A 10,858-nucleotide genomic window follows, 5' to 3' on the forward strand; every position below is an offset into this window, starting at 1 on the left:
TACGGGTGAAAGGCGGGGCAGGCTTTGCTACATAAGGCGGATGTCGTCGCAAGCCCTGTACCAAGCCCCCGAGACCACCGAAGAGACCAGCACCGCCGGCCCAAAGCCGGCCTCGGATAACCGCGTCACGCCCATGATGGCGCAATATATCGAGATCAAGGCCGCCAATCCGGACAGTCTGCTGTTCTACCGGATGGGTGACTTCTACGAGTTGTTCTTTGAGGATGCGGAGATCGCGAGCCAGTCGCTCGGCATCGTGCTCACCAAGCGCGGCAAGCACCAGGGACAGGATATCCCCATGTGCGGCGTGCCCGTGGACCGGGCGGACGATTATCTCCAGCGCCTCATCGGCTTGGGCCACCGGGTCGCGGTCTGCGAGCAGACGGAAGATCCGGCGGAGGCGAAGAAGCGCGGTTCCAAATCCGTGGTGCGGCGTGACGTGGTGCGCCTCGTCACCCCCGGCACGATTACGGAAGAGCGCCTGCTGGAGCCGGGACGCGCCAACTTTCTTCTCGCCATCGCGCGCCGCCGCGTCTCCGACACGCAATGGTGCTACGGCCTTGCCGCCGTCGACATCTCCACCGGCCATTTCGTGGTGAGCGAGACCGATGCGCTCGGTCTGCCGGCGGAGATCGCCCGCTTCGAGCCGCGCGAGATCCTGGTGCCGGATGTCATTCATGATGACCCGGAGCTTGTAAGTTTCTGGCGCGAGACGCGCGCCTCCATCACCCCGCTCTCTCGCGAGGGCCTCGATCCGGCTTCCGCCGAGCGAAGACTGAAAGAGCATTTCGGCGTCGCCACGCTCGATTCCTTCGGCTCCTTCGGTGCTGCCGAAATCACGGCAGCCGGCAGCGTGCTGTTCTATATCGAGAAGACGCAGATCGACAGCCGCCCGGTTCTCAACCCGCCATCGCGCGAGAATGCCGGCGCGGCGCTTGCCATCGATGCGGCGACACGCGCCAATCTGGAACTCACGCGCACACTCTCCGGCGAGCGCGCGGGAAGCCTGCTCGCCACCATCGACTGCACCGTCACTCCTGGCGGCGCGCGCTGCCTCGCCGAGCGTCTCGCAGGTCCCCTTACCGATCCCGGCATGATCCATGCACGGCAGGATGCGGTGGAGTTCCTCGTCGACAACGCCGATCTGCGCGAGCGCCTGCGGCGCATTCTCAAACGCTCGCCCGATCTGGCACGCGCGCTCTCGCGCCTGAGCCTCGGACGCGGCGGACCGCGCGACTTGGCTTGCGTGCGCGACGGATTGTTCGCCGCACGCGAACTCGGCCTCGAACTCGCCATCGCCCCCAACCTGCCGAAGGAGCTTCTGTCGAATGCGCAGAAGCTTCAATCCCTGCGCACTGACGTGGCCGATAAGCTCGCGGCGGCGCTCGCCGATGAGCTGCCGCTTCTCAAGCGGGACGGCGGCTTCATCCGTGCCGCTTATGATGCCAATCTCGACGAGCTGCGCGAGCTGCAGCAGGATTCGCGCCGCTTCATCGCAGCGCTTCAGACACGCTACGCCAACGACACAGGCTGCCGCACGCTTCGCGTGAAGCACAACCACATGATCGGCTATTTCGTGGAAGTGCCGCAGAATGTGGGCGAGGACCTGCTGAAGGAGCCTTTCAAGGATACCTTCATCCACCGCCAGACCATGGCGGGCGCCATGCGCTTCTCGACGCAGGAACTGGGCGAGCTGGAATCGAAGATCGCCTCCGCCTCTGACCGTGCGCTGAAGATCGAGCTCGGCCTGTTCGAGGCGATGACGCAGGAATTGCTCGATCTGTCGGGCGAAGTCGCTTTGGCGGCCGAGGCGCTCGCGATCATCGACGTGACGGCGGCGCTTGCCGACCTCGCGGTGCGTCTCGACTGGACGCGCCCTCTCGTCGATACAGGCCTGGCCTTCACCGTGAAGGGCGGACGCCATCCCGTGGTCGAGGCGGCACTGAAGCGCGAAGGCACCGCCTTCATAGCCAACGATTCCGATTTGTCCGGCAAGGATGCCGGTCATATCCAGCTGATCACCGGTCCGAACATGGGCGGTAAATCGACCTATCTGCGCCAGAACGCGCTGATCGTCGTGCTCGCCCAGATGGGCTCGTTCGTTCCGGCGAAGGAAGCGCATATCGGCGTGGTGGATCGCCTGTTCTCTCGCGTCGGCGCTGCCGACGATCTCGCGCGCGGTCGCTCGACCTTCATGGTCGAGATGGTGGAAACCGCCGCCATCCTCAACCAGGCCACTGCGCGCTCCCTGGTGATCCTCGACGAGATCGGACGCGGCACGTCGACCTTCGATGGCCTATCCATCGCATGGGCTGCCATCGAGCATCTGCACGAAGCCAATCGCTGCCGCGCGCTCTTCGCCACGCATTTCCACGAGCTGACGGCGCTCGCCGAGCGCCTGCCGCGCATCTCCAACGCAACGCTGAAGGTCACCGAGTGGAACGGCGATGTGGTGTTCCTGCACGAGGTGGTGCCGGGCGCTGCCGACCGCTCGTATGGTCTCCAGGTGGCGCGCCTTGCAGGACTTCCCTCAGCCGTTGTCGAACGAGCCAAGACGATCCTGAGCGAGCTGGAGAAATCGGATCGCGAAAATCCCAAGCGTGCGCTCGTCGACGACCTGCCGCTCTTCGCGGCGCCCATGCGCGCGGAGTCTCCGAAGGTTCAGGAGAAGGATATCTTACGCGAAGCGCTCGATGCTCTCGATCCGGATCAGATGACGCCGAGAGAAGCGCTCGACGCCCTCTATCGCCTCAAGGCTCAGCGGTAAGGGAAGGCTTTAGGATAACTTCGAGCTGCTATCTTCGGCGCTCTTGGCATCGAAAGGGATGAAGGTTGCCCAATCCGTGTTGGAAGCATCCTCATCCCGCTCGGCCGTGACATAGGCAAGAGCTTCCTTCACCCCACGCTCAGTATAGGGCTTGGCGATCACGCCGCGCGCACCGGCAAAATCCTCAGGGATCCGCTTGGCATTGGCGGTCATGAACAGCACGGTGACGTGGTGCCGATCGGAAAGCTCGCGGGCGACATCGATGCCCGTCAGGCCATCGGCAAGGTGAATGTCCACGAAGGCGAGGTCGGGCGACAACTCGCGGCCGAGCGCGACGGCCTCATCAGAAGAAGCCGCGATTCCCACCACTTCATGCCCAGCTTCCTGGAGAAGGCTTTCGAGTTCCAGCGCGATCAGAAACTCATCTTCGACGATAAGGATGCGCAAAGGCTTCAGCTTACTCAACACGTGTCTCCTCGGCATCCACCGGCAAGAGACGATCAATTGCCATACCTGGCACCGCCTTGAAGCAAGTCAACAGGCCGCCCATCCGGTGGAAGGGAGCTGCCCAGGTCTCAGTACCGGTTTGGGGGATCGTCAACGGCAGAAATCTCTCGTCGGGAAATGTGAGTTCTTGGACATCTTGGGGGGAATGAAATCGTATCAGCATGATGGGCGCTCAGGCATTCGGGACAGCGGCGCCTTCCTGCGCACGCAGTACCCTGACTCTGGCAGCGTCCTTTGCCATGATCGTCGCTCTCCCTTGTTGAGAGGATCATCCCCTTGATAGGGCTTGAAGCCCTTTTGCCGGCATAGCGTGACTCAACGTCGTAAGGCCGGGAGGGTTCCGAAAACTTTCCGGAAGGCTTGGATAGAGTCGTTTCACACAGGTGAAACACTATCCCATTCCATATGGCCGCGCTAGAGTCAGGGCTCGGTTCAAGGAGGTCGAGCCTGATGGTCACGCGCGTTTCAACAGTCGCCTTCGAGGGAATCGAGGCGCGCGCAGTCGACGTGCAGGTGCAGATTTCCCCCGGCACGGTGGCCTTCACCATTGTTGGCCTGCCCGACAAGGCCGTGGCGGAATCCCGGGAGCGCGTGCGCTCGGCGCTCATCGCCTCGGGGCTCGCCCTTCCGGCCAAGCGCATCACCGTCAACCTGGCCCCCGCCGACCTGCCCAAGGAAGGCAGCCATTACGACCTTCCCATCGCTCTCGGCGTCATGGCCGCTATCGGTGCAATGCCAAGCGATGCGCTCAGCGGCTTCACGGTTCTGGGCGAACTCGCCCTCGACGGCTCCATTACCTCGGTCGCCGGTGTGCTCCCGGCGGCCATGGCCGCCGTCGAGCGGCAGCACGGGCTGATCTGCCCGGAAGCCTGCGGTTCCGAGGCCGCTTGGGCGAGCAGCGAACTGGACATCCTTGCACCCCGCTCACTCATCCAGCTCGCCAATCACTTCAAGGGCACGCAGGTGATGAGCCGGCCGGAGCCCGCCATCATGCCCGCCTCCGGCGCCCTGCCGGACCTGCGCGACATCAAGGGGCAGGAAAGCGCTAAGCGGACCCTGGAGATCGCAGCCGCTGGTGGTCATAACCTCTTGATGAACGGTCCTCCCGGTGCCGGCAAATCCATGCTGGCCCAGCGCCTGCCCTCGATCCTGCCGCCCCTCTCCCCTCGCGAACTGCTGGAAGTCTCTATGATCCAGTCAGTAGCGGGGCTTCTGGCGGACGGCGCCTTATCGAACCGCCGCCCCTTCAGGGCGCCGCATCATTCCGCCTCCATGGCGGCCCTCGTCGGCGGCGGTCTCAATGCCCGTCCGGGCGAAGCATCGCTTGCCCATCACGGCGTTCTCTTCCTCGACGAGTTGCCGGAATTCCAGCCGCAAGTGCTCGATTCCCTGCGCCAGCCCCTGGAGACCGGCGAGATCCTCATCGCGCGGGCGAATCACCGGGTGACTTATCCGTCGCGCTTCCAGCTCGTGGCAGCCATGAATCCCTGCCGGTGCGGACAGGCGACGGAGCCCGGCTATGTCTGTCGCCGTCAGCCGAACGAGCGCTGCATCGCGCAGTATCAAGCCCGGCTCTCGGGCCCGCTTCTCGACCGCATCGACCTTGCGATCGAAGTGCCTGCCGTGACGGCCGCCGATCTCATCCTGCCGCCTCCCGAGGAAGGCTCAGCCCAGGTCGCCGCCCGCGTGGCCGTCGCCCGCAAGCGGCAAGAGGCGCGCTACGCCTCGCTCCAAAAAGGCATCACCACCAATGCGGCTTGCCCGCCGGCCCTTCTGGAAGAGGTGGCGCAGCCTGATTCGGATGGGTTGTCGCTTATTCGCGACGCCGCCAATGCCATGCGCCTCTCGGCGCGCGGTTTTCACAGGGTACTGAAAGTCGCCCGCACGCTTGCAGATCTCGACGGGGAAGATCAGGTCCGGCGCATCCACGTGGCGGAGGCCTTGTCCTATCGCGCCCATGCGGATCGTCGTTCCGCCGCTTGATAAATCGAGCGGGCCGATCTTGTGAACAGGGCCTGAAATGGCGATATACTTTGTCACAAAACCTTTTGAAATAATGACTATGTCACGGCGAAAGACCGGCACATTCTTCAACCGACCGGCCCACGAGACCACGATGACCTCTTCGCTGAATGGAACGATCTCTTCCCTGAAGCCTGCGCTGATCCCTGGCCTGAAGGGATTCCGCAAGATGGTCGGACGCACGGTCCGCGATTACGGCAATCTCGATCCGGTTCTCGGCCGCATCGGCTCCCTGGAAGTGCGCCTGGCGACAACGGCGCAGGAGATCCGCCGCGCGCAGAAGTTGCGCTTCAAGGTTTTCTTTGAGGAGATGTCCGCCGTGCCGCAGGGAGCCTCCATGCTCTCGCGCCGCGACGTGGATGAGTACGACTGGATCTGCGATCACCTTCTCGTTCTCGATCATGACACCAAGGGCAAGCGCCTCGGGCGCACGAAGCCGAAGGTCGTCGGCACCTATCGCCTGCTCCGGCAGGATGTGGCCGAGCGTCATGAGGGCTTCTACACCAAGGGCGAATACGACATCGCGCCGCTGCTGAAGAAGCATGCCGGCTCGCGCTTCCTCGAACTCGGCCGTTCCTGCGTACTCGAGCCTTACCGCAACAAGCGCACCGTCGAATTGCTGTGGCACGGCATCTGGACCTATGTGCTCCATTACAAGATCGACGTGATGCTCGGCTGCGCCAGCCTCGAGGGCACGAACCCGAAGGACATCGCCCTTCCGCTGAGCTTCCTTCATCACTATGCCGCCGCTCCTGCCGAGTGGCAGGCGAGAGCCTTGCCTGAACGCTTTACCGCGATGGACATCCTCCCGAAGGAGGGTGTCGATCCGAAGGCGGCGCTTCATGCGCTTCCGCCGCTGATCAAGGGATATCTGCGCCTGGGCGCAACCTTCGGCACGGGCGCCGTGATCGACAAGCAATTCGGCACGACCGACGTGCTCGTCATTCTGCCCGTATCCGCCATCAATCCGCGCTACATCGACCATTTCGGTCCGGCGGCGAATCGTCACGCGGCGTGAGCATCCTCATTCGCTGACAGAATACGGCGCCATTCTTCGCGCACATCGGCATCGTCTTCATGCTCGGCGTGTTTCGCGCTCAGAGACATGATCGCCTCGCGGGGGAGCAATCGGCCCAAGGCCCAAACGGCCATGGCGCGCACGAGCGGCGATTCATCTGCGAGAAGACTTATCGCCTCGTCAGCAAGCCCCGCATCATCGGAATTGCCGATGGCGATAAGCACGTTGCGGATGAAGCGGTCGCGACCCGTGCGCTTGATCGGCGTGCCGGAGAAGCGCGTGCGGAAAGTCGGATCGTCGAGCCGCGCTAATTCCGCAAGCGGCAGGGCCGCAAGGTCCTCGCGCTGCATGAGCTTTGCTTCGCGGCTTGCTTGCGCAAATTTGTTCCAAGGACAGACGGCGAGGCAATCATCGCAGCCGAAGATGCGGTTGCCGATGCCTTTGCGCAGGTCTTCCGGGATATGCCCCTTGTGCTCAATGGTGAGATACGAGATGCAACGTCGCGCATCGAGCTGGAAGGGTGCGGGAAACGCATTGGTGGGACAGACGTCGAGACAGCGCCGGCACGAACCGCAATGATTGCGCTCCGGTTCGTCGACCGGCAATTCAGCCGTCGTGAAGATCGCTCCCAGGAACAGCCAATTGCCGAACTCGCGCGAGACGATGACCGTGTGCTTGCCCTGGAAGCCGAGACCTGCCGCCTCCGCGAGAGGCTTCTCCATCACCGGCGCGGTATCGACGAACACCTTCACATCGGACGACGCCTTGGCTGCGAGGAAGCCTGCGATCTCCTTCAGCTTGCCCTTGATGACATCGTGATAATCGCGGTTGCGGGCATAGATCGAGATCGAGCCGCGATCCTTTTGCGAGAGCGTTGCGAGAGGATCCGTGGTCGGCCCGTAATTCACGCCGAGCAGAATGATGCTGCGCACTTCCGGCCAGAGCGTGCGTGGATCGGCGCGTCGCTCAGCCGTGTCCACCATCCAATCCATGGAAGCGTGATGGCCCGCCTCCAGCCATGCCTTCAGCCGTTCTGGCGCGAGTGGAATCGAATCCGGCGACGCGATGCGGATTGTGTCGAACCCGATTTCCTTCGCGCGCTCCACGAAGGCGCGCTTGAGCGCCTCGTCTGTCAGAAATCCAGATTGTCGTAATGATCCGCCGGCGCCATGCCCGGTACCCGATCCGCCAGGAGCGCGCGAAACGACGGCCGAGATTTCACCCGGGCGTACCAATGCTTGGCCGTTTCGTTCTCTTCCCATGGCACGTCGCCGAGATAATCCACTACTGAGAGATGGGCAGCCGCCGCCAGATCCGCATAGGTCATCTGGTCGCCGGCCAGCCAATTCCGCTTCGAAATCAGAAATCCGATATATTGCAAGTGATATCGCACATTGGTCCGCGCAGCGCGAATCGCGCTCATATCCGGCGGACCGCCGCCCAGATCCGCGGGCATGAAGCGCTTATAGATCTTTTCCGTGGCGAGGTAATCCGTGACCTCGTCGTGGAACTTGCCCAGGAACCAGTCGAGCAGGCGGCGAACCTCGACCCTCTGGGCCAATTCCTGCGGCAGGAGCCTGCGGTCCTGCAAGGCTTCGCCCTTCGCGTCGTCCAGGTAATCCGCAATACCCCTGGCGCCAGGAACGGCCAAGCCACCATCCTCCACCAGGAGCGGCAGATTGCCCGCCGGGTTGATCTCCAGGAACGGGATGCGCCGATCCCACGGCTTCTCCTCGACCAGATCAGGCTCGAGGCCCGTCTCGGCCAGAACGAGGCGCGCGAACCGGGAATGCGGGCAGAAGGGGTAGGAATGCAGGGTGGCCATGAAAAAATGTCTGACGCGAAACAAGCGGCGACAATAAGGCCGCGCTTTGTTAACGGGCGGTAAGGAATTTTGGTGAATCTCATGTTCTGAGCGCATGGAAACAGCATTGCGCTTGCAATGCTTTCTTGACACGCCCGGGAGCGCCCCTGCATCTGGCGCCGGTTTTAGGATTTTCAACGATGGCACACATCATCGAGGCGCTCTTTCTCGGCCTCATCGAGGGACTGACCGAGTTCCTGCCGGTCTCCTCCACCGGCCACCTGCTCCTCGTGGGGCATTTCCTCGGCTTCGAGTCGACGGGCAAGACCTTCGAGGTGCTGATCCAGCTCGGCGCGATCCTGGCGATCCTCTCGGTCTATTTCAACAAGCTGCTGACCATCGCCAAGGCCCTGCCCTACGATCCGGATGCACGGCGCTTCGTCATCGGCGTCGTGATCGCCTTCCTGCCAGCCGCCCTCATCGGCGCGGTGCTGCACGGCTTCATCAAGGAAGTGCTGTTCAATCCCTGGATCGTCTGCATGACGCTGATTGCCGGCGGCTTCGTGCTGCTGCTGGTCGACCGCATGCCCCTGACGGCGACGCAGGACGACGCAACGCGCTTTCCCCTGCCGATGTATCTGAAGATCGGCCTTCTTCAGTGCCTTGCGATGGTCCCCGGCGTGTCGCGTTCTGGCGCCACCATCGTAGGCGCCATGCTGATGGGTGCGTCGAAGCGCGCGGCGGCGGAGTTCTCCTTCTTCCTCGCCATGCCGACGATGGCCGGCGCCTTCGTCTATGATCTCCTCAAGAACTACAAGATCCTCTCTGCGGACGACGTAACCGCCATCGTGGCGGGCTTCATCGCCGCCTTCATCGCCGGCTTCCTCGTGGTGCGCATGCTGCTCGACTACATCTCCCGCCACGGCTTCACGCCCTTCGCCTATTGGCGCATCATCGTCGGCGCGTTGGGCCTTGCCGGCCTCATCGCCTTCGGGTGACGCATGATGGAGCGCACGGAGTTCTTCGCGGTTCTGATGGCGGCAATCATCGCGCTCGTGATCGTGGCGTTCGCCGTGATCGCGGCCGCTTCGGCCCTGCCGCAGAGCGAAGGTCAGGCCGTGCGGGAGCCCACCTGCTCCGAGTGGACGGACGGCTGCATCGTTTGCGCGCGCAGCGCACAGGGCCTCGCCTGTTCGACGCCCGGCATCGCCTGCGTACCCAGGGCGCCGCGCTGCTTGAAGCCTTAGGGAATCGTCTTGTCCGGATAGCGGCAGAGGTCGTTGACCGGGCAGCGCCAGCATTCGGGCTTGCGCGCCTTGCAGATGTAGCGCCCGTGCAGGATCAGCCAGTGATGGGCGTGAAGCCGATACTCCTTCGGGATCAGCTTCTCGAGCACCTCCTGCGTTTCCAGCGGCGTCTTGGTGTTGGCGAGCGGCAGGCGGTTCGTGACGCGGAAGATATGCGTGTCCACCGCGACCCGCGGATCGCCGAAGGCGATGTTGACGACGACGCTCGCGGTCTTTCGTCCCACGCCTGGGAACGTTTCCAATATCTCGACGGAATTGGGCACCTCGCCGCCGAACTCTTCCACGAGGCGCTTTGCCGTCGCGATGACGTTCTTCGCCTTCGTGTTGTAGAAGTTCAGCGTCCTGATGTGCTCTTTCAGCCCATCCTCTCCGAGCTTGAGCATCTTCTTCGGCGTATCGACGATGCGGAACAGCGCCTTCGTCGCCTTGTTCACGCCCACATCGGTCGCCTGCGCGGAGAGCGCGACCGCCACGAGCAGCGTATAGGGATTGGTGTAATCGAGCTCGCCCTTGGGCTCCGGATTCGCCTCATGGAGACGGCGGAAGATCTCGGTCATCGTCGCCTTGTCGACGGGCTTGGGCACGCGCAGGCGAACGGCGGCCTTTACGGCCTTCGCCGGAATGGCGGCTTTCGATTTCGGTGACGATTTGCGGCGGGAGGCGGACTTCAGGTCGGACATATTTGCGTTATATCTGGACCATGGCAGGCAGCAAGGCAGCATTCGACGATGATGCCGACCGGTTCGAGAAGCCGGTCTTCTCGGCCATCATCCGCCCGCACCGGTCGTTGAGCCTGAGAGGCTTCAGGATCGTGATGGTGCTGGTTTGCCTCACCTCCGTCATTGCCAGCCTTCCTTTCGTCATCATGGGCTTCTGGCCCGTCGCCGGTTTCTTCGGCCTCGATTTCCTCGGCCTCTACATCGCCTTCCGCATTAGCTACCGGCAGGGCCAGGCCTTCGAGCTTCTGGAGCTGACGCCGATCCGCCTGCTCCTGCGCAAGGTGAGCGAGCGCGGCGAGGCGCGCGAATGGCTGTTCAATCCTCTCTGGACGCGTCTCGACCGGGAGGTGGACGACGAGTTCGGCCTGCAGAAATTGGCGCTCACGTCCCGGAACGAGCATGTCGTAATCGCCCGCGATCTCTCGCCGGAAGAGCGGGAGACCTTGGCGGATGCTTTCAGCCGGGCGCTGGCGGATGTGAAGCGGGGCTATTGAACCGGGCATGGCTTTTCTCCTCGCGCCCGAACGGGACGAGTTGTCAGCGACGATCCTGTCCACGACCCTCAGTGAGGGGAAGCGCGGGAGGCATTCATGCTTCGCGAACTCGAGCGGAGCGCGCGAAAGGGGGTCGGGACGGGAGAACCCGCCCGGGCTCGGAAAGCGCAAAGCCTCCCGCGCGCGGCTTTTCTCGATCCCGGCCTCATCGCTCCGGCGC

The 10,858-nt window shown here is 63.2% G+C and carries 10 protein-coding genes; 6 read left to right on the forward strand and 4 right to left on the reverse strand.

The window, feature by feature from the left end; genetic code table 11:
- Window positions 1–40: 40 nt before the first annotated feature.
- A complete protein-coding gene (mutS, locus tag MJ639_RS15000) occupies window positions 41–2,767 on the forward strand; it encodes a DNA mismatch repair protein MutS (protein WP_243374467.1) in 2,727 nt (908 codons plus the stop codon).
- A 9-nt stretch (window positions 2,768–2,776) separates the two neighbouring features.
- Here mutS and MJ639_RS15005 read toward each other — a convergent pair whose 3' ends face one another.
- Window positions 2,777–3,232, reverse strand: a complete 456-nt coding sequence (locus MJ639_RS15005; RefSeq protein WP_243374468.1) for a response regulator — start codon at window positions 3,230–3,232, stop codon at window positions 2,777–2,779.
- A 492-nt stretch (window positions 3,233–3,724) separates the two neighbouring features.
- Here MJ639_RS15005 and MJ639_RS15010 point away from each other — a divergent pair, with 492 nt between their 5' ends.
- Window positions 3,725–5,257 (forward strand): YifB family Mg chelatase-like AAA ATPase, encoded by a 1,533-nt coding sequence (locus MJ639_RS15010; RefSeq protein ID WP_243374469.1) that lies wholly within the window; start codon window positions 3,725–3,727, stop codon window positions 5,255–5,257.
- 133 nt (window positions 5,258–5,390) lie between these two features.
- Window positions 5,391–6,314, forward strand: a complete 924-nt coding sequence (gene olsB, locus MJ639_RS15015; RefSeq protein WP_243374473.1) for a l-ornithine N(alpha)-acyltransferase — start codon at window positions 5,391–5,393, stop codon at window positions 6,312–6,314.
- On the opposite strand, the gene queG is transcribed toward olsB, so the two are convergent.
- Together queG and MJ639_RS15025 are read right to left on the reverse strand one after the other, a co-directional pair.
- Window positions 6,302–7,420 carry a tRNA epoxyqueuosine(34) reductase QueG gene (gene queG / locus MJ639_RS15020; protein WP_243374474.1) on the reverse strand — a complete coding sequence of 373 codons (1,119 nt, stop codon included), beginning with the start codon at window positions 7,418–7,420 and terminating at the stop codon, window positions 6,302–6,304. The two genes, olsB and queG, sit on opposite strands and share 13 nt — an antisense overlap.
- A 26-nt stretch (window positions 7,421–7,446) precedes the next feature.
- The gene (locus MJ639_RS15025; protein WP_243374479.1) at window positions 7,447–8,139 is read right to left on the reverse strand and encodes a glutathione S-transferase family protein; all 693 of its coding nucleotides are present in this window, start codon (window positions 8,137–8,139) and stop codon (window positions 7,447–7,449) included.
- Window positions 8,140–8,318: 179 nt separating this feature from the next.
- Between MJ639_RS15025 and MJ639_RS15030 the strand changes: the two genes are divergently transcribed.
- Both MJ639_RS15030 and MJ639_RS15035 read left to right on the forward strand, forming a co-directional pair.
- Entirely contained in the window at window positions 8,319–9,116 is a 798-nt protein-coding gene (locus tag MJ639_RS15030) for an undecaprenyl-diphosphate phosphatase (RefSeq protein WP_243374481.1), read from the forward strand.
- 3 nt (window positions 9,117–9,119) lie between these two features.
- A complete protein-coding gene (locus MJ639_RS15035; protein WP_243374484.1) occupies window positions 9,120–9,365 on the forward strand; it encodes a hypothetical protein in 246 nt (81 codons plus the stop codon).
- Here MJ639_RS15035 and nth read toward each other — a convergent pair.
- Complete coding sequence (gene nth / locus MJ639_RS15040; protein ID WP_243374486.1) at window positions 9,362–10,105, reverse strand: endonuclease III; 744 nt, start codon at window positions 10,103–10,105, stop codon at window positions 9,362–9,364. The two genes, MJ639_RS15035 and nth, sit on opposite strands and share 4 nt — an antisense overlap.
- Before the next feature lie 20 nt (window positions 10,106–10,125).
- Here nth and MJ639_RS15045 point away from each other — a divergent pair, with 20 nt between their 5' ends.
- A complete protein-coding gene (locus MJ639_RS15045) occupies window positions 10,126–10,638 on the forward strand; it encodes a DUF2244 domain-containing protein (RefSeq protein ID WP_243374489.1) in 513 nt (170 codons plus the stop codon).
- Window positions 10,639–10,858: the final 220 nt, after the last annotated feature.

The sequence above is a fragment of the Microvirga solisilvae genome (assembly GCF_022808595.1).
GTDB classification, from domain to species: Bacteria; Pseudomonadota; Alphaproteobacteria; order Rhizobiales; family Beijerinckiaceae; genus Microvirga; species Microvirga solisilvae.